18 protein-coding genes are annotated in these 18,939 nt (G+C 62.9%); 10 read left to right on the top strand and 8 right to left on the bottom strand.

Annotated elements, in window-relative coordinates:
• Positions 1-34: 34 nt before the first annotated feature.
• The 6 genes from QLQ85_RS00895 to QLQ85_RS00870 all read left to right on the top strand — a co-directional run bounded on the left by QLQ85_RS00895 (position 35) and on the right by QLQ85_RS00870 (position 5,389).
• Positions 35-1,159 carry a muconate cycloisomerase family protein gene (locus QLQ85_RS00895; protein ID WP_282737296.1) on the top strand — a complete coding sequence of 375 codons (1,125 nt, stop codon included), beginning with the start codon at positions 35-37 and terminating at the stop codon, positions 1,157-1,159.
• 16 nt (positions 1,160-1,175) lie between these two features.
• The gene (gene catC / locus QLQ85_RS00890; RefSeq protein WP_282737295.1) at positions 1,176-1,466 is read left to right on the top strand and encodes a muconolactone Delta-isomerase; all 291 of its coding nucleotides are present in this window, start codon (positions 1,176-1,178) and stop codon (positions 1,464-1,466) included.
• Between the two features lie 69 nt (positions 1,467-1,535).
• A complete protein-coding gene (gene catA, locus QLQ85_RS00885; RefSeq protein ID WP_282737387.1) occupies positions 1,536-2,471 on the top strand; it encodes a catechol 1,2-dioxygenase in 936 nt (311 codons plus the stop codon).
• A 65-nt stretch (positions 2,472-2,536) separates the two neighbouring features.
• The gene (locus QLQ85_RS00880; RefSeq protein WP_282737294.1) at positions 2,537-3,520 is read left to right on the top strand and encodes a TRAP transporter substrate-binding protein; all 984 of its coding nucleotides are present in this window, start codon (positions 2,537-2,539) and stop codon (positions 3,518-3,520) included.
• A gap of 55 nt (positions 3,521-3,575) precedes the next feature.
• Positions 3,576-4,124, top strand: a complete 549-nt coding sequence (locus tag QLQ85_RS00875) for a TRAP transporter small permease (RefSeq protein ID WP_282737293.1) — start codon at positions 3,576-3,578, stop codon at positions 4,122-4,124.
• A complete protein-coding gene (locus QLQ85_RS00870; protein ID WP_282737292.1) occupies positions 4,121-5,389 on the top strand; it encodes a TRAP transporter large permease in 1,269 nt (422 codons plus the stop codon). Before QLQ85_RS00875 ends, QLQ85_RS00870 begins: the two co-directional genes overlap by 4 nt.
• A 162-nt stretch (positions 5,390-5,551) precedes the next feature.
• On the opposite strand, the gene QLQ85_RS00865 is transcribed toward QLQ85_RS00870, so the two are convergent.
• The 4 genes from QLQ85_RS00865 to QLQ85_RS00850 all read right to left on the bottom strand — a co-directional run bounded on the left by QLQ85_RS00865 (position 5,552) and on the right by QLQ85_RS00850 (position 10,285).
• Positions 5,552-6,139 carry a MarR family winged helix-turn-helix transcriptional regulator gene (locus QLQ85_RS00865; RefSeq protein WP_282737291.1) on the bottom strand — a complete coding sequence of 196 codons (588 nt, stop codon included), beginning with the start codon at positions 6,137-6,139 and terminating at the stop codon, positions 5,552-5,554.
• Positions 6,140-6,425: 286 nt separating this feature from the next.
• Complete coding sequence (locus QLQ85_RS00860) at positions 6,426-8,342, bottom strand: TRAP transporter permease (RefSeq protein ID WP_282737290.1); 1,917 nt, start codon at positions 8,340-8,342, stop codon at positions 6,426-6,428.
• Positions 8,343-8,344: 2 nt separating this feature from the next.
• On the bottom strand, positions 8,345-9,301 hold the full coding sequence (locus QLQ85_RS00855; RefSeq protein ID WP_282737289.1) for a TAXI family TRAP transporter solute-binding subunit: 957 nt from the start codon (positions 9,299-9,301) through the stop codon (positions 8,345-8,347).
• 87 nt (positions 9,302-9,388) lie between these two features.
• The gene (locus tag QLQ85_RS00850; protein WP_102627155.1) at positions 9,389-10,285 is read right to left on the bottom strand and encodes an MBL fold metallo-hydrolase; all 897 of its coding nucleotides are present in this window, start codon (positions 10,283-10,285) and stop codon (positions 9,389-9,391) included.
• A 392-nt stretch (positions 10,286-10,677) separates the two neighbouring features.
• On the opposite strand from QLQ85_RS00850, the gene kynA reads away from it, so the two are divergent.
• Positions 10,678-11,535, top strand: a complete 858-nt coding sequence (kynA, locus tag QLQ85_RS00845) for a tryptophan 2,3-dioxygenase (RefSeq protein ID WP_282737288.1) — start codon at positions 10,678-10,680, stop codon at positions 11,533-11,535.
• Between the two features lie 119 nt (positions 11,536-11,654).
• On the opposite strand, the gene QLQ85_RS00840 is transcribed toward kynA, so the two are convergent.
• The 3 genes from QLQ85_RS00840 to QLQ85_RS00830 form a co-directional block, all read right to left on the bottom strand.
• Positions 11,655-12,593 (bottom strand): carbon-nitrogen hydrolase family protein, encoded by a 939-nt coding sequence (locus tag QLQ85_RS00840; protein ID WP_282737287.1) that lies wholly within the window; start codon positions 12,591-12,593, stop codon positions 11,655-11,657.
• 41 nt (positions 12,594-12,634) lie between these two features.
• Positions 12,635-12,799 (bottom strand): hypothetical protein, encoded by a 165-nt coding sequence (locus QLQ85_RS00835; RefSeq protein WP_282737286.1) that lies wholly within the window; start codon positions 12,797-12,799, stop codon positions 12,635-12,637.
• Between the two features lie 259 nt (positions 12,800-13,058).
• Positions 13,059-13,526, bottom strand: coding sequence for an Lrp/AsnC family transcriptional regulator (locus QLQ85_RS00830; protein ID WP_102627157.1), 468 nt, complete (start codon positions 13,524-13,526; stop codon positions 13,059-13,061).
• A 137-nt stretch (positions 13,527-13,663) separates the two neighbouring features.
• On the opposite strand from QLQ85_RS00830, the gene kynU reads away from it, so the two are divergent.
• Genes kynU through QLQ85_RS00815 form a run of 3 tightly spaced genes read left to right on the top strand, consistent with a single transcriptional unit; the run spans position 13,664 to position 16,556 of the window.
• The gene (gene kynU, locus QLQ85_RS00825; RefSeq protein ID WP_282737285.1) at positions 13,664-14,896 is read left to right on the top strand and encodes a kynureninase; all 1,233 of its coding nucleotides are present in this window, start codon (positions 13,664-13,666) and stop codon (positions 14,894-14,896) included.
• Positions 14,896-15,126, top strand: coding sequence for an alpha/beta hydrolase (locus tag QLQ85_RS00820; RefSeq protein ID WP_282737284.1), 231 nt, complete (start codon positions 14,896-14,898; stop codon positions 15,124-15,126). Before kynU ends, QLQ85_RS00820 begins: the two co-directional genes overlap by 1 nt.
• Positions 15,127-15,164: 38 nt before the next feature.
• On the top strand, positions 15,165-16,556 hold the full coding sequence (locus QLQ85_RS00815) for a sodium-dependent transporter (protein WP_282737283.1): 1,392 nt from the start codon (positions 15,165-15,167) through the stop codon (positions 16,554-16,556).
• A 74-nt stretch (positions 16,557-16,630) separates the two neighbouring features.
• Here the strand turns inward: QLQ85_RS00815 and katG are convergent, their stop codons facing one another.
• Positions 16,631-18,799, bottom strand: a complete 2,169-nt coding sequence (gene katG, locus QLQ85_RS00810) for a catalase/peroxidase HPI (protein WP_282737282.1) — start codon at positions 18,797-18,799, stop codon at positions 16,631-16,633.
• Between the last annotated feature and the right edge of the window lie 140 nt (positions 18,800-18,939).

Raw genomic sequence — 18,939 nt, 5'->3', positions numbered from 1 at the left:
TTCCCGGTCCCGACCCGCATGAGTTGAGAGCACCATGAACGACATTCGTATCGAAGCGATCCAGACGTACCTGGTCGATCTGCCGACCATTCGGCCGCACAAGCTGTCGATGGCCACCATGGCCTGCCAGACCATGGTCATCGTGCGCATGCGCCACTCCGACGGCATCGAAGGGCTGGGTGAGGGCACCACCATCGGTGGCCTGGCCTACGGCCCCGAGAGCCCCGAGAGCATCAAGCGCAACATCGACACCTACCTGGCGCCGCTGCTGGTCGGCCAGCCGTCCGGCAACGTCAACGCCCTGCGCGCCCGCCTGGCCCGCCATGCCCGCGGCAATTGCATCGCCAAGTCGGCGCTCGAGACCGCGCTGCTCGATGCCCAGGGCAAGCGGCTGGGGCTCTCGGTGGCCGAGCTGCTCGGTGGCGCCCGCCAGGCCCACCTGCCGGTGCTCTGGACCCTGGCCAGCGGCGATACCCGCAAGGACATCGACGAGGCCTTCCAGCGCCTCGACGAGCGCCGCCATTGCGACTTCAAGCTGAAGATCGGCGCCAACCCGGTGGACCAGGACGTGCGCCACGTGGCCGCCATCAAGGAGGCCCTGGGCGAGCGGGCCGGCGTGCGCGTCGACGTCAACCAGGCCTGGGACGAAGCCACCGCGGTGCGCGGCATCCAGGCGCTGCAGGACGCCGGCATCGCGCTGATCGAGCAGGCCATCCCCGCCCGCGAGCACGCCGGGCTGATCCGCCTGGCCAACCGCTTCAACGTGCCGATGCTGGCCGACGAGGCGGTGCAGGATGCCCGCGATGGCCTCGACCTGGTGGCCAGTGGCTTCAGCGGTGCCTTCGCCCTGAAGATCGCCAAGTCCGGGGGGCTCTTCGGGGCGCTGGAGCTGGTCCATGTGGCCCAGGCCGCGGGGATCGGCCTCTACGGCGGCACCCTGCTCGAGGGCACCATCGGCACCGCCGCCTCGCTGCATGCCTGGGCGACGCTTCCCGAGATGGCCTGGGGCACCGAGATGTTCGGTCCGCTGTTGCTCAAGGACGATATCGTCGAAAAGCCGCTTGATTATCACGACTTTGGGGTCGAGTTGCCCAGGGAGCCCGGGCTCGGCATCCGGATCGACGAAGACAAGTTCCGCCACTACTCGCGGCCCAACTAACCCGACAGGAGGTGACATGCTTTTTCAGGTGGAAATGACCGTGAAGCTGCCGCCGGACATGCCGGCCGAGCGGGCCGCCGAGATCAAGGCGACCGAGAAGGCCTATGCCCAGGAACTGCAGCACGCCGGCAAGTGGCGCCATCTGTGGCGGGTGGCCGGCAGCTACGCCAACGTCAGCATCTTCGACGTCGAGGACAACGCCGAGCTGCAGGAGATCGTCTCGAACCTGCCGCTGTTTCCCTGGATGGAGATCCACGTCAAGCCGCTGTGCCGCCATCCCTCCTCCATCCGTGACGACGATAGCTGACTCACGGGTGAACTCAGCCATGACCCGTATCGCAACGGGTAAAGAACGACAACTAGAGAGGCCATGACCATGACCGTGAAGATCTTCGATACCCCCGAAGTGCAGGACTTCCTGAAGACCGTCAGCGGCTTCGACCAGGCCGGCGGCAGCGAGCGGGCCAAGCAGATCCTGCATCGCCTGCTGTCCGACGTCTATCGGCTGATCGATGACTTCGACGTCACCCCGGAGGAGTTCTGGGGTGCCATCAGCCAGCTCAATGCCTTGGGCAAGGAGACCCAGTTCGGCCTGCTGGCGCCGGGCCTGGGCTTCGACCACTACCTGGACATGCGCATGGACGCCGCCGACGAGCAGGTCGGCCTGACCGGCGGTACCCCGCGCACCATCGAGGGCCCGCTCTATGTGGCCGGCGCCCCGGAGGCCGAGGGCTTCGCGCGGATGGACGATGGCAGCGATACCGAGGCCGAGGTGATGTGGCTGACCGGCCAGGTCCGCGACGTGAACGGCAACCCCGTTCCTGGCGCCAAGGTCGAGATCTGGCACGCCGACACCAAGGGCAACTACTCCTTCTTCGATCCCACCCAGTCGGAGTACCACCTGCGCCGCACCATCCATGCCGACGCCGACGGCCGCTACAGCGCCCGCAGCATCATCCCGTCCGGCTACGGCTGCCCGCCGGACAGCCCGACCCAACAGGTGCTCGACCTGCTCGGCCGCCATGGCCAGCGTCCGGCGCATATCCACTTCTTCATCTCGGCGCCGGGTCACAAGCACCTGACCACCCAGATCAACCTGGCCGGCGATCCCTACACCTACGACGACTTCGCCTTCGCCACCCGCGAGGAACTGGTGATCGACGCCAACCGCCTCGAGGACGCCGCCGAGGCGGAGCTGCGTGGCCTGACTGGCCCCTTCACCGAGGTGGTGTTCGACGTGGAACTGGCCAGGACCGACGCCGCCGAGCTACAGAGCCGTCACAAGCGCCCGCGGGCCCTGGAAGACGCCTGATGGATGGTCCGGCCCGCCGCGGCCGGGGCATTCGTTCTCGATGACATAACAAGAGAGACCTCCCCATGACCCCCATCAAGACCCTGATGACCGCCGCCGTGGCGGCGTCGCTCACCGTCACCGCCTTCACCGCCCAGGCCCGGGACTTCCGTCTCGGCCTGGTCACCCCCCAGCCGCATATCTGGACCCAGGAGGCCGAGGGTTTCGCCGAGACCCTGGCCGAGCGCTCCGGCGGCGAGCATAGCGTCAGCATCTTTCCCGCCCAGCAGCTGGGCGACGAGGCGCAGATGGTCCAGCAGCTCCAGGCCGGTTCCCTGGACATGGCCTTCCTGACCCTCGCCGAGATCTCCAACCGCATCCCCGACTTCGGCGCCCTCTATGCGCCCTTCCTGGTGGAGGATATCGATCAAGCCGCCGCCCTGCTGCGCTCCGAGGCGGCCACCGACCTGCTGGAGGCGATGCCGGCCCAGGCTGGCCTGGTGGGCGTGGGCTACGGCATGGCCGGCATGCGCCAGATCCTCAGTCGCGAGCCCATCGACAGCGCCGATGACCTGAGCGGCCTCAAGGTGCGTATCACCCCCTTCGATCCGATCCGCGACTTCTATGTGGCCACCGGCGCCGCTCCCACGCCGCTGCCGCTGCCCGCGGTCTATGACGCCCTGGCCAATGGTCAGGTGGACGCCATCGACATGGATTACGACTCCATCCGACTGCTCAAATTCTACGAGCAGGCCGACAACCTGGTGATCGCCAATCACATGATGTTCCCCATGGTGGCGGTGGTCTCCGGGCGCGTCTGGGCGCAGCTCGACAACGGAGATCGCGAGCTGATCCGCAGCGCCATGGCCGAGCATGCCGACAACGTCATGACCCACTTCCAGGAGCACCATGAGGCCTGGGGCGAGGAGCTGCGCCGCCAGGACATTACCGTCACCGAGGTCGGCCCCGATTTCTTCGCCGGCGCCATCGCCGACTGGGAGGCGATCTGGGCCCCCAAGGCGCCGTCGCTGACGCGACTGCGCGAGACGGCCGCCGAGCTGGCCGAGTAACTCCCGCCCGATCCCGAACCGCCCCGGCCAGGCGCCGGGGCCCCTGGAGGCCGTCATGTTCCAACGACTCTCGTCCGGTATCGCCCGGTGTGAGGGGGTGATCGCCGCAGGGCTGGCGGCGATGATCAGCCTGCTGATCCTGCTCAATATCGCCACCCGCGCCCTGGGCCATGCCCTCTACTGGACCGACGAACTGGCCATCCACGCCATGATCTGGATGACCTTCTTCACCACCTCGGTGGTGCTCAAGCGCCGCGAGGGGGTCGCCGTGACCCTGCTGGCCGATGCCCTGCCCGGCGGGTTGCGTCAGGGGTTGCATCTGCTCGTCGACGCCATGGTGCTGTTCTTCGCGCTCCTCCTGGCCGTGCTGTGCTGGCGCTGGTACGACCCGGCCACCCTGTGGGCCAGCGGCTTTGACCTGCAGGCCTTCCAGGGGGAGACCTTCAACTTCATCTACTCCGAAACCTCGCGCACGCTGGGCATTCCCAAGTTCTGGGTCTGGCTGTGCCTGCCGATCTTCGCCGTCTCGCTTGGCCTGCATGGCCTGGTCAATCTCACCGACAGCCTGAAAGGCCTCTGGCCCGGGCAAAGGAGGCTGGCATGACCCTCGTCGTCTTCGCCGTGCTGCTGCTGGGCGCGGTGCCCATCGCCCTGGTGCTGGCGCTCACCGCCGCCTGGTACATTGCCGACTCGGGCAATAGCCTGCTGTTCGCCTCCTATCCCCAGCAGCTTTATGGGGCCATCGAGAACTACGGCCTGCTGGCCATCCCCCTGTTCATGCTCGCCGGCGAGCTGATGAACGAAGGCGGCCTGACCCGGCGGCTGATCGACCTGGCGCGGATCCTGGTCGGCGGCTTCCGCGGCGGGCTGGTCTATATCAACCTGGTGGCCAACATGATGATGGCGGCCATCGTCGGCTCGGCGGCCTCGCAGATCGCCATCATGTCCCGAGCCATGGTCCCGGCCATGGAGAAGGACGGCTACGACAAGCCCTTCGCCGCGGCCATTACCGCCGCCGGCGGCCTGCTGTCGCCGATCATCCCCCCGTCGATGCTCTTCGTGCTCTACGGGGTGATGGCCCAGGTGCCCATCGCCGACATGTTCATCGCCGGCATCATCCCGGGGCTGATGATGGGCGGACTGTTCTTCCTGGCCATCGCCGCGGTGGGCCTGGTGCAGCAGTATCCCCGGGGCCAGTGGCCGACCCGGGCCCAGGCCCGCCGCTTCCTGCTGATGGGGCTGCCGGCCATGAGCATCCCGGTGATCATCATCGGCGGCATCCTCGCCGGCCTGGCCACGCCCACCGAGTCGGCGGCCCTGGCGTCCCTGGCGGCGCTGCTGATCGGCCGCTATGTCTACCGCGACCTGACCTTCGCCCGGCTGCCGGAGATCCTCAGGCGCACCGCCTTCAATGCCGGCCTGGTGATCATGCTGATCGGAGCCGCCGGGGTGTTCGGCTGGGTGGTGGTCTACGAGCAACTGCCACAGATGGCCGCGGCCTGGATCGCCTCGTTGACCACCGACCCCTTCCTGTTCCTGCTGCTGGTGGTAGGCATCCTGCTGCTGGTGGGGATGATCGTCGACGGCATCGCCGCGCTGATCCTGGTGGTGCCGATCCTGCTGCCCATCGCCCAGGGCCAGTTCGATATCACCGCCTACCAGTTCGGCGTGGTGGTGTGCCTCACCCTGGTGCTGGGGCTGCTGACGCCGCCGGTGGGGGCGGGGCTCTTCATCAGCTCGTCCATGACCGGGGTGCCGCCGATGCGCATCTTCCGGGCGCTGGTGCCCTTCCTGCTGATGAGCCTGCTGGCCCTGGTGCTGCTGGCCTGGCAGCCCTGGCTGACCCTGGCGCTACTGCAAGCCTGGTAGGCATCAGCGCTCGAGCCGCGGTACCGGAGGCGCCGGAGTTCTTCGAGGCCTGGCGTCGCCGGCACCCTCCACTTCTCGGTGATGGAGGCCTTCCATGAAGAGGGTTGGGCAGGTCAGTGTGGTAACGGTCCACTTACGACAAGACCTATGTGGTGAGGCTGATCAAGGTAGAGCATTGTGATTAACACGCCTTAGAAAGCCGATGAAAAGCTGCGCCTCACTTTCGTCGAACCCATGAAGAAGTTTCTTATGGACGCTGCAGACGACAGGAAGGATTTCCGAGAATTTGTCGCGGCCATTTTTTGTAAGGAAAGCAAGCGAAAATCGCTTGTCCGTACAGTTATCTTGCTTTGTAATCCAGTCATGATCTCTCATGCTGTCGGTGATTCTGCTGACCCTTGAACGCTCGAGAAGCGTCATGGCAGAAATCTCGGTGGTGCTCAGGCCATCCGTCTCATTGAGCGAGGCCAGGATACGCCACTCCTGTGGAGTTACTCCATGAGGCCTTAGGGATTGAGCCAGGTTGTCCTGCAGGCGCTTCTGAATGGAGGCTATATAATAGAAAGGGAAGTCCTTGAACCTGTAATCAAAGTTGGCTGTATCACTCTCGAGCTCGGCGAGAGCCTTAAGAATTTCACTCATTATGATTTCCTTCTTGCCAAGATTTTTTTCAAATTTTGAGCCAGGTGCACTTGAAGGTGTGGGAAAATCTATGATGATAGCGTCTGTCGGTGTTTTATTCAACAGCATGTGTGTCCCTTTATTTGTTGGGTGAGTAGGCAGGGCATTCGTTGAGAATACGGATGGTGCATGCTTCACACCTCCTGGTATTTAATATTCCATATATGCGGAAAATGGCTTTGTCTCTGTTGTGGGGGCGATATCATTTTTCACTTGGTCATGGGGAGCAGTCATGTAGATCTCGATTTCAGTCCTGGTTGGCCATGACTTGTGCCTTCGAGGGAGGAGGTTTGGCCGGAAACGTCCGGCCAAATGGAAGTTGTTGCTATAATTGTTATGCATATTGGTGAGGTGGTTATGTGGTCTGGCTCGCGGAATTACTCCGTTTTCCTCTCATGCCCAAGAAGACTAGGAGAGCAATTGAAGTTGTGCCCATTATGATGCCAAGCATGGGGTACAGGACACCCAGAAGGCAGCCGGCACCCATGGCGGATATGATTATTCTCATAAGCAGTGAAAGCTTGCCAAAATAGTATCCCACGCTACCCACTGAGACGAGCGCAATACCCAGAATGGACATCGTTACCGCCTCTGTCACTTCCAGTGCGCTACCCTCCAGTAGCAGGGGAGGAGAGACGACGAAAAGGAAGGGGATGACGTAGGCTGTCCATGCAAGAAGCACGGTCTTTCCTGCTGTCAGCATTGGCCTTGTACCTGCGATTGCGGCTGCCGAGAAAGCTGCAATGGCGACAGGAGGCGTGATCATCGACATCATGCCGAAGTAGAGCACGAAGAGGTGAGCACCCATTAGAGTCGTTCCTGCTTCGACGATCGCCGGGGCTACCAGAGTACCCAGCAGTACATAGACGCCGACGGTTGGCATTCCCATGCCAAGAATGATACTCAGCGCGGCGGACATGATGAGCAGAGTAGCCAGGTTTTGTCCTGTCAGCTCAAGAAGCGAGAGAGTCAGGGCGAATCCCAGGGTGCTGATATTCAAGACCCCGATAATGATGCCTGCCGATGCGCAGATCACAATGATCGTGGCGCAGGTCTTTCCAGCTGTGGACAGCAGATCCACGATGCCTGAAAAGGATGAGATACGGTGCTCCTTTCGTCCAATGCCAGGAAAGAACTGAACGATGAGTAGAAACGCAGAAGAAAATAGGGCCGACTCCCCGGGCGGGAACCTGAAGGCGAATAAGGCAACGATCAGTATGATGAATGCTGTCAGGTAGTGAAGTCCACCGAAGAAGATGTTTCCGAATACGGGGATATCCTCTTTCGCTACCGGACGGATGCCATCTCGGCGTGCCAGCAAGTCAGTCTGTAAATAGAGAGATATGAAGTAGAGGGAGGCAGGAATCAGAGCCGCAATGACGACTTCCTGATAAGGAATCTGCAAGGCCTCAGCCATGAGGAAGGCGGCAGCGCCCATGACAGGAGGTGCCAATTGACCGCCCGTGGAGGCAACCCCCTCGATAGCCGCTGCTTGCTCTGGTTTATAGCCAGTCTTGCGCATCATCGGTATTGTCACTACCCCGGTTGAAGCGACATTGGCCACGGCGCTACCGGAAATTGAACCGAAAAGTGCCGAAGCTGTAATGGCGATTTTTGCTCCTCCACCGGTATATTTTCCTAAAAGAGATAGTGACAGGTTGGTGAAGTAGCTTCCTCCTCCGGTTTTTTCAAGTATTACGCCAAATAAGATGAAGGCGATGATGATGTTGATAGTGACTGATAGCGGCATTCCGAGCATGCTGTTCGAATCACCGGCAAGGTAGGCCATCAGGAGGTCGAAGTCGGTCTGCCTTCCCTGCAGGTCTCCAGGGATCAGGTGTCCGACAAGTCCAAATAGAAGAAAGAAAAATACCACTAAAGCCAAGGGGAGTCCTGCCACCCGCCGGGTCGCTTCAAGACACACCACAACGATGATAGTGCTGCAGACAAAAAGGTCTGCCGGACGGGTGTACAGCTCACTGATCACCCGCGGATAGTTTATCGCAATATAAGTAGCGGACAGGAACCCCAGTAAGCCAAGGGTGACATCCAGAGGGACTCGCCATGTTGAAAATTTTTCTCCATTGGAAAAGCTAAGGAAAGTGGCAGGAAGGGCGAGCGCGATGGCGCTCGCCAAGACCTGTTCATTATATAGGTTGATCCCTAGCATGTCGGAAATACCAAGTGCCCATGCGATTCCAAGCAAGGGAATGAGGGCGAATAGGGTGATCGCTACCGACGCCAAGGCTTGCCTTTTTTGTTGAGTTGCCATGATCAGGGTTCCTCAATCTCTTCATAAAACTTCAAGGCGCCTGAGTGGTACTCGATGTCTTCAAGCTCAACCATCATGTTCATGGGGTCAAATGACTTGAACACCGCTGCAGCAGAAGCCAGCGACTCTGCATGATCATGAATGAGTCTTGTGACTTCGTAGACGAGATCATCAGGCGTGTTGTCACTGGCCAGTAATACGAATGGTGTCATCCAGACATTGGTTTCATCGATGATGCCGGGGAGGTTGGGAGCCGGGCTCAAAGTGGCGATGAAAGCCCCCGGTGTTACTCCTCTGATGGCTTCTAGCTCCTCGGGGGTATCGCTGAGTGACAGGAAGCGAATGCCTCCAACACTGGCATTGGCTTCTGCCACGGCGCCTGAGCCTACTGAAAAGACAGCCGCATCAGTGCGCCCAGCAATGAAATCCTGGATGCCCCTTGTGCCGCTGGGAGTAAAGACGCCATTGATATCATCCTCACTCAGCTGCTCGGTAGCCAGCATGGCACGGCTCATCATCAGCAGGCCCTGCTGGCGTCCGAAACCTGTCGGTACCCGTTTCCCAGCTAGATCGGCAATGTTATGAATGTCGGAGCTGTCATGCACAAAGAAGCCAACATTGAGAGGGAATAGCGCGGCGACTACCTTCATGTTGCTGTACTCTCGCCCTTCGAAGATCTCCTGGCCGCGGACGGCATAAATGGCATCGACAGCATTGGATACGGAGAACTCCATGGCTCCATCATTGACCATGGGAATCGTCGTTTCCGGGCCTCCCTGTGGCACTACACGCATGCGGTGGTCGGAGTTTTCCGAGACGACTCGCGCAATGGCGGAGGCGGAGGAGTAGGCGACGGATCCTTGGGGGTTGCTTCCTATGCCCACCGTGGCTGCATGGGCGTGCCCTGTGATCAGGGCAGCGGCAAGAATTGATGGGATAATCTTGTGTATTATTTTCATCTTATTGCCCTTTAGGTTAAGGGAATGATTTCTGTCTGAGCCGTGTGATGGTCTACACGGCTCTGGAGAGGGTTTTATGAAACTTTCCTATATGTCGATTCTCATAAGGTCGTGGGCCAGTAGCACGTGACCATCATATTCTGACTTGATGTCTTCGCTCACGGAGTCAAGAAGCTCTGCTCCGATCATTCCGGGGGGGAAATGAGATTTCAGATACTTTTGGACGACTGGGCTCGGGTTGTCATAATGAACGATGTGATTGGCAACGAGCCGTTTGGCACCAGCTCGCTGTGCAATTCTTCCCGCTTCGCGAGGCGTAGAGTGGGAGAAGGTGCCAACTCCGAGCTCTTTCCTGTAGTCCATCGCTTCCTGAGGAAAGGTCGTATCATGAATCAGGACATCCACCCCCTTGGCGAAATCCACCATGGAGTCCAGGGCCGTGGTGTCACTGCTGAAGACGACCGACTTGCCATTTGCTTCCACTTTGAAGGCAAAGCATACGCACGTCTCGGGAGGGATGTGGTCGACTGGCAGGGCATATACCTTGGCTACGCCATCATCGAAAATAAGCCCACCCTCTTCGATCTCCGTGATCTCGGGACGAATCGCAAACATGTTGGATTGGCGCTTGGGATAGGCCGAGCGTGCCTCAATATCGACCTTGAATGCGCCGTTCTCGAGTAGGCCTTCACTGAAGTCTCTGGTCCCCTTGGGGCCGAACAGCTTGATTTGTGTGTCCCTATTACACATCCAGGTCGAGATCACGAAGTAAGGATAGTCGGAACAGTGATCATGGTGAAGGTGACTCAGAAAGATGTTATTCACCATGGCTGGATCGACATTCGCCTCGACGATACGATGCGTAGCACCATGGCCACAGTCGAGCAGGTAGTGGTGGTCCTGGTCGACGGTGATGAGGAATGCCGAGTGCATGCGCTTCGGGTCGGGCAGAGCTGCGCCGCTGCCCAGGATAGTCACTTTCATTGTCGTCACCTTGGTATGAGGATAGGTCCGATTCAGTCCGCGCGATCATTTTATGCATTCATGTGCTAACAATGTGCTAATCACGTGCTAATGCACGTAATAACTATCGTCCAGCATCCAAAGGTTGTCAAGCCCGGTTCCCGACATAACAGTAAAATTGTTATAATACAGTGTGTTATATGATGTTCTTGCACCGTTTTGCTGCTGGTGGAGTGGGTGTCGGCAATCTTCGTGTGGGGGAGCAGGTCAGGCGGGAGCATCGGCGAGGCGTCGATCTCCCCTGACGGTAGCTCTGGAGAGGATCGCGGCAAGAGGGATCATCGCCAGGCGCTGGCGCCCCGGCCGGCCGTCGCCCACCCTGAAGCAGGAGAGTCCCTGAGCGAGGAGGCACCATGGCCAAGCGCGAGACGCCATCGGGCGGTCCCCCACTGGACAGCCTGGCAGGTGAAGCGGTGCATTGGGACCAGGCGATGAGCTACGGCCAGTACCTGAACCTGGAGTCGCTGCTGGCCTGTCAGCAACCCCAGTCCGGTGAGCATGACGAGATGCTGTTCATCGTCATCCACCAGGTCGCCGAGCTGTGGCTCAAGCTGTGCCTCCACGAGACCCACGCCGCCGCCGCGCATATCGCCGAGGACCGGCTCCGGCCCGCCTTCAAGATGCTCTCGCGGGTAGCTCGCATCCAGGAGCAGATGATCAAGGCCTGGGAGGTGCTGGTCACCATGACCCCGGCGGACTACGCCAGCTTCCGCGACAGCCTGGGCCAGAGCTCGGGCCTGCAGTCCTACCAGTACCGGGAGCTGGAGTTCCTGCTCGGCAACAAGAATGCCGCCATGGTGGAGGTGCACCGCGGCCATCCACGGCACTACGAACGGCTGACCGAGGTGCTTGAGGCGCCGAGCCTCTACGATCTCTGCCTGCAGCTGCTGGCCCGGCGCGGCTTCGAGATTCCCGCCGACCTGCTCGCACGGGACTGGTCGCAGCCCTACCAGGGCAGCGCCGAGGTGGAGCGGGCCTGGGCCGAGGTCTATCGCCATACCGACGAGCACTGGGAGCTCTACGAGCTGGCCGAGAAACTGGTCGACACCGAGTACAACTTCCACAAGTGGCGCTTCAGCCACATGAAGACGGTGGAGCGGATCATCGGCGGCAAGCGTGGCACCGGGGGCACCAGCGGGGTCGCCTACCTGACCAAGGTCCTGAACCTGCGCTTCTTCCCGGAACTCTGGCAGGTTCGGACCTTGATCTAGGCTTCAGCTCGAGGTGAGCTTACCCAGCATTGGCGGACACTGAGTTCGGATCCAGGCGGGACGGCCGAAGTCGCAAGAGCAGGGGCAACGACAGTGACGTCGGGGCCTGATCGCGGCGCTCAGCGCTTGAAGGCGATCGGGCTTTGCGGCCGGGCATCGACCTCAAGCGTGAAAATGTCGGGCCGGCTGTAGTGCCCGGCCACGTCAAAGGCACGGCGAGCGGCGGCAACACGGGGGACATCGATATCCGCCTCAAGCAGCCCGACCTCCTTGCGCATCGGTCCGGCGACGATTTCGCCGCCCGGCGCGATCACCACGCTGTCGCCGGGATTCATCCATTCCTCCGCATCCGGATAGAGCCGTTCGCGGTCGGGGAAATCCGCGGGCAGATCGCTGACCCGCAGCACATTGCCCGCGCCAAGCACCCAACAGCGCGCCTCGCGGGCAATGTGCTGCAAGCTGCCGAGCCAGCCGTCGCCGCTGTCATTGGTCGGTGCGACATGGATCTCGATCCCCTGGCCATACAGCGCATAGCGCGCCAGCGGCATGAAATTTTCCCAGCAGACCAGGCCCCCGACGCGGCCGGCGGGTGTATCGACGACCTTGAGCCCGCTGGCGTCGCCGAAGCCCCAGACCATGCGTTCGGGATTGGTCGGCATCAGTTTGCGATGAATGTTCAGGAGCGTGCCATCGGGCCCGATCGTGACCAGAGTGTTGTAGATCGTCGTGCCGCTGGTCTTGCTGTCGCGCTCGTTGATACCGCAGATCACGGTTGCCGTGGCCTTGGCCGCCGCATCGAAAAGCGGCTGCAACTGGTCCGAGGACAGATCGACGGCATTTGCCACCAGCCTGGCATGCAGCGCCTCGCTCAGCCCCCAGTCCGTGCTGGGCTTGAGCCGCCAGATCCAGGCCGGATAACCGGGCACGAAGGCTTCATTGAACACGATCAGTTCCGCACCGCGCGCTGCCGCCTCGGCAACCTTGGCGGCAGCCTTGGCGATTGTCTTTTCACGATCCAGAAACACCGGCGGTTCCTGAACGATTGCGATCCTTGTCATGATATTCCCTGCCTTTAGGTTTTGCCCCGAAAGGCGGAATGCTATTCCGGCACCTGTTCGCCCGACCCGCCAATTTCGGCCGGAAAATCATGCATTTCTGGCAGGCCGTCTTTCATCGGCAGCACCGTTGCAGCATAGTTCACATGCACGCCGGGAACGAAGGCCAGGCTGGGGATCGTCGCCGCGAAAACATCGATCAGCCCCAAACGAAATTCCGCAAACAGCAAGCAGGGTAAGAACAGTATTCTGTATTTTGGAGGGCGTGAACCTCTTCCTCCCCGAGGGCGAAGGCCCCTGGCCGCTGCTGGTGTTCCTCACATGGCGGCTACTGGCAGGAGCTGGACGCCTCGGCCACCGACTTCCTGGCCGTGCCCTTCCTGGCCCGGGCTCGGGCGGCTGGGGTATCGGCCGAGCTCTGGTCGGTCCGAACGGCGATGTAGGAACCCGATCCCTCGACCCGGGCCCTTAGGGGGTCACCCTCAGCGGGCCATTGACCTTGAGGGTATCCATGGCCACCTGGGTGGCAATATCGCGGATGCCCGCCATGGGGCTGATGGTGGTGGAGAGGAAGCGGGAGAGCTCGGCGAGATCCGCCACTACCACCCGCAGGATGAAGTCGTGGCTGCCGGTGACGGTATGGCAGTCGATCACCTCGTCCCGGGCCAGCAGCTCGGCGACCGCCTCCCGGGGCGCGGCCATGCGCCCCTTGTCCACCGAGAGAAAGATGAAGGCGGTGACCTTGAGCCCCAGGGCCTCGGGGTTCAGGCGCAGGGCATGGCCCTCGATGATGCCCTCCTTCTCGAGCCGGGCGATGCGCCGGGAGCACTGGCTGGGGGAGAGACTGACGGCCTCCGCCAGGGCGCCCAGGGTCAGGCGTGCGTCCCGCTGCAGGGCTCGCAGGATCCTGCTGTCGAAGCGGTCGATGTTGATCATTTGCACGAATCCTGATGATTTCGCAATTATCTTGCACCATTGGCCGGAATCCCGCCAGACAACGCAAGCCCATCCCGCGCCGGGCCTCCTAGAATCACGGTCATGCAGTCGCTGCCCATCTTCTCCGGAGGTACTCCATGCCCGTGACCCTCGACACCGTGCGCGAACTCGATCGCCGCGATCCCCTGGCCCATTTCAAGGCCCGTTTCGCCCTGCCCGAGGGCGTGCTCTACCTGGACGGCAACTCCCTCGGGGCCCAGCCCCTGGCCGCCCGGGAGGCGCTGGCCACCACCCGCGACCAGTGGCGGGACGAGCTGATCAAGGGCTGGAACCAGGGCTGGTTCGATGCCCCGGAACGCCTGGGTAACCTGCTGGCGCCGCTGATCGGGGCGGGGCCGGGGGAGGTGATCGTCACCGACAACATCACCCTCAATCTCTTCAAGCTGCTGGGTTATATCACCGAGTCCCGGGGCCGGGTGCGCCCGGTGATCCTCAGCGAGGGCGGCAACTTCCCCACCGATGGCTATATCGCCCAGGGCCTGTGCCGCTTCGCCGGCCTGGAGCACCGGGTGCTGCCGGAGGGCGCCGAGCTCGCCGACCACCTCGATGATCGGGTGGCGGCGGTGGTGCTCAGCCAGGTCAACTACCGCACCGGGCGCCTGCGGGACATGGCCGCCACCACCGAGCTGGTGCACGAGCATGGCGCCGAGATCGTCTGGGACCTGGCCCACACCGCCGGCGCCCTGCCGGTGGACCTGCATGGCAGTGGTGCCCGCTATGCGGTGGGCTGCACCTACAAGTACCTCAACGGCGGCCCCGGGGCCCCGGCCTTCCTGTACGTCCATCGTGACCACCAGGGGGGCGGCTGGCAGCCGCTATCCGGCTGGCACGGCCATGCCGCGCCCTTCGCCTTCAATGCCGACTATGCCCCGGCGCCGGACATCACCCGCTTCCGCACCGGCACCCACTCGGCGCTGATCTATGCCCCCCTGGAGGCCTCCCTCGAACTGTGGCAGGAGGTGGACATGGCGGCGCTGCGCGACAAGAGCCTGCGCATGACCGAGCTGTTCCGCGACTGCCTGGCCGATGTGGTGGAGGCTCACGGCATCGATGACATCACCCCGGCGGTGGAGGAGCGCGGCAGCCAGGTGGCGCTGATCGAGCGCGAGCACGGCTATGCCATCGTCCAGGCGCTGATCGCCCGCGGCGTGATCGGCGACTACCGGGAGCCGGGCTTGATGCGCTTCGGCTTCACGCCGCTCTACCTGAGCTACGAGGACGTCTGGCAGGCGGCCCGCCACTTCCGCGAGGTGGTAGAAAACCGCGAGTACCTGGAGGCTCGCTTCAAGGTGCGTTCGGAGGTCACCTGATGGAGCCCTTCGGGGATCGGGCCGAGCGGCTCAGCCCCCTGTGCCAGTCCTTGAGGGGCCTGCCACCGCTGACCCTGGTGCATGGCGAGTTCGACCCGCCGGCCTTCCGGGAACAGGGCGAGGCGCTGCATGCCCGGGCCCGGGTGGCCGGGGTCTCGGCCGACCTCCGGTCGCTTCCCGATTGCGACCACTTCGACATTCTCGAACGACTCGGCGAGCCGGCTGGCTGAGTCCGCCATCCACAGCACGACCTGGTGAGTACACTCCAATGACAATATCGCAAGCCAAGAGCGCCTCAGGCGAGGCAATCCCTGCGGGCAAGGCGCTGGGACGCGCCCAGTTCTCCAGCCGTTTCGGCTTCCTGATGGCCGCCGCCGGAGCGGCGGTGGGCCTGGGCAATGTGTGGAGTTTTCCCTCCATGGCCGCCAACAACGGCGGTGGGGCCTTCTTGCTGGTCTATGTGGTGATGGCCTTTATCCTCGCCTATCCGGCGCTGATGGCGGAGCTGACTCTGGGGCGCTATGCCCAGAGCGGCATCATCAATGCCATGGGGCAGGTGGGCGGGCACGGCCTGCCGCGGTGCCTCGGCCAGGGCGTCGGGGGCCTGGCGCTCGCGGCCGCCTGCCTGGGACAGGCCTTCTACGCCATCGTCACCGGCTGGCTGGTGGGCCATGCCCTGTTGGCCCTGGCCCGGCTGCTGGGCCTCGATGGGGCCGCAGCCTGGCTCGCCGAGGGGAGCTTCTGGCGCGACTGGAGCCTGACCCTGGTGGCCATGTTGATCACCGCGGCGGTGGTGCTGGCCGGGGTGAACCAGGGCATCGAGCGCTGGACCAAGCGGCTGATGCCGCTGCTGCTGGTGATGATGCTGGTGCTGATTGCGGTGATGCTGAGCTTCCCCGGCGCCGGTGAGGGGGTGAAGACCTACCTGGTACCCGACCTGTCGCGGATCGATGGGCAGCTGCTGCTGGATGCCATGGGCCAGGCCTTCTTCTCGCTCTCCATCGGCGTCGGCGCCATGGTGGTCTACGGCTCCTACCTGAGCCGCAAGGCCAACCTGCCCAGGGTCGGCGCCCAGGTGATGCTGATCGATATGGGCGTGGCCTTCGTCGCCGGCCTGCTGATCATTCCGGCCATGTTCGTGGCCCATGGCCTGGGGGTGGAGGTGTTCAACGAGGCCGGCGAGCTGCAGAGCTCGGCGACCCTGCTGTTCATGGTAATGCCCGCCCTGTTCGAGGCCATGGGGTCGCTGGGGCTGGGCCTGGAATTGATCTTCTTCGTGCTGCTGGCCATCGCCGCCCTGACCTCCATGTTCCCGGTGCTGGAGGTGCCGGTCTCCACCCTGGAGGAGACCGACATGATCCGCCGGCGCCCGGCCACCTGGCTGATGGCGGGGGTGACCTTCGCCATCGCCAGCCTGATCCTGGCCTACTTCGAGCCGCTGTTTGACTGGGCCATCACCCTGACCATCAGCTACAGCATGCCGCTGGTGGGGGCCCTGGTCTGCCTCTATGTGGGCTGGCTGCTGTCCCGCAACGCCAAGCTCCGGGAGCTGCGCCAGGGGGCGCCTGAGATCGAGCACACCCTGTTCTGGAAGATCTGGCCCTGGTATATCCGCGTGATCTGCCCGCTGCTGGTCCTGGTGGTGATGCTGCGCGCCTGAGACGAAAAGAAAGCCGCGCCCCTTCGGGCGCGGCTTTCTTTCCAGGGGGAGGGCGCCGTGGCATCCGACTGACCTTAGGCCAAGTCGAAGCGATCCGCGTTCATCACCTTGGTCCAGGCCTTGACGAAGTCCTTGACGAACTTCTCCTGGTTGTCGTCCTGGGCGTAGACCTCGGCGTAGGAGCGCAGGATGGAGTTGGAGCCGAGCACCAGGTCGATGCGGCTGGCGGTCCACTTCACCTGGTCGCTGTTGCGATCGTGGATCTCGTAGAGGTTGTTACCCGCGGGCTTCCAGGTGTTGCCCATGTCGGTCAGGTTGACGAAGAAGTCGTTGGTGAGGGTGCCGGGCCGGTCGGTGAGCACCCCGTACTTGGTGCCACCGTGGTTGGTGCCCAGCACGCGCATGCCGCCGATCAGCACGGTCATCTCCGGCGCGGTCAGCCCCATCAGCTGGGCGCGGTCGAGCAGCATCTCCTCCGGCTTGACCACGTACTCCTTCTTCTGCCAGTTGCGGAAGCCATCGGCCACCGGCTCCAAGTACTGGAAGGACTCGGCGTCGGTCATCTCGTCGGTGGCATCGCCGCGGCCCGGGGCGAAGGGCACCAGGATGTCGTGGCCGGCGGCCTTGGCGGCCTTCTCGATGCCCACGCTGCCGCCGAGCACGATCACGTCGGCCAGGCTGGCGCCGCTGTCGGCGGCGATCTTCTCGTACACCTTCAGCACCTTGGCGAGGCGCTGCGGCTCGTTGCCTTCCCAGTCCTTCTGCGGGGCCAGGCGAATACGGGCGCCGTTGGCGCCGCCGCGCAAGTCGGAACCGCGGAAGGTGCGCGCGCTGTCCCAGGCGGTGGCGACCATCTCGGCGATGGAGAGGCCGCTCTCGGCGATCCGCTGCTTGACCGCCTCGACGTCATAGCCGGTGCTGCCGGCCGGTACCGGATCCTGCCAGATCAGGTCCTCCCTGGGGGCTTCCGGACCGATGTAGCGGGACTTGGGTCCCAGGTCGCGGTGGAGCAGCTTGAACCAGGCCCGCGCGAAGGTGTCCTGGAAGTAGCCCGTGTCCTTGCGGAACGCCTCCATGTACTTCCGATAGCTGGGGTCCATCTTCATCGCCATGTCCGCATCGGTCATGATGGGATTGTGGCGAAGGGAGGGGTCGCTGGCATCGACCGGCTTGTCCTCCTCCTTGATGTCGACGGGCTCCCACTGGTTGGCGCCGGCGGGGCTCTTCTTCAGCTCCCACTCGTGGTCGAGCAGCATGTCGAAGTAGCCCATGTCGAACTTCGTCGGGTACTTGGTCCAGGCCCCTTCGATGCCGGAGGTCACCGCATTGGCGGCCTTGCCCTGCATGTTGGGGTTCTTCCAGCCCAGGCCCTGCTCCTCGACGTCGGCCGCCTCGGGTTCCGGGCCCAGCGCGGCGGCATCACCGTTGCCGTGGGTCTTGCCCACGGTATGGCCACCGGCGGTCAGGGCAGCGGTCTCCTCGTCGTTCATCGCCATCCGCTTGAAGGTCTCGCGCACCTGCTCGGCGGTCTTGAGCGGATCCGGCTGGCCATTCACGCCTTCCGGGTTGACGTAGATCAGCCCCATCTGCACCGCGGCCAGAGGGTTCTCCATGGTGTCGGGCTTGTCGACGTTGCCGTAGCGCTCGTCGGAGGGGGCCAGCCACTCCTTCTCGGCGCCCCAGTAGATGTCCTTCTCGGGGTGCCAGATGTCCTCGCGGCCGAAGGAGAAGCCGAAGGTCTTCAGGCCCATGGATTCGTAGGCCACGTTGCCGGCCAGGATGATCAGGTCGGCCCAGCTCAGCTTGTTGCCGTACTTCTTCTTGATCGGCCACAGCAGGCGGCGCGCCTTGTCCAGGCTGGCGTTGTCGGGCCAGGAACTGATCGGCGCGAAGCGCTGGTTGCCGGTACCGCCGCCGCCGCGGCCGTCGGCGATGCGGTAGGTGCCGGCCGCGTGCCAGGACATGCGGATCATCAGGCCGCCGTAGTGGCCCCAGTCGGCCGGCCACCAGGCCTGACTGTCGGTCATCAGGTCGTGGAGGTCCTGCTTGAGCGCATCGAAGTCGAGCTTCCTGACCTCGTCGCGATAGTTGAAGTCCTCGCCCATCGGGTCGGACTTGCGGTCATGCTGATGGAGGATGTCCAGGTTCAGGGCTTCCGGCCACCAGTCCATGTTGGAACGGCCCGTGGCGGTCTGGCCACCGTGCATGACTGGACACTTGCCTGCGTTCTGCTGATCACCCATCTCGCTCTCCAAGCTTGGCTGCGTTGAGGGAACTGTCACCTGTGTATAGACGATGACGTTCCGATGGGACAATGAACCGAATCAACCATGCCCATTCGGGCGCCTGACGGTCGGGTTCCTCGTCGTCGCCCTTATAAGCT

Origin of the sequence: Halomonas kalidii, from assembly GCF_030010475.1 — a bacterium.
Taxonomy (GTDB): Bacteria; Pseudomonadota; Gammaproteobacteria; order Pseudomonadales; family Halomonadaceae; genus Halomonas; species Halomonas heilongjiangensis.
This window is presented reverse-complemented; position numbering and strand designations above follow the sequence as displayed.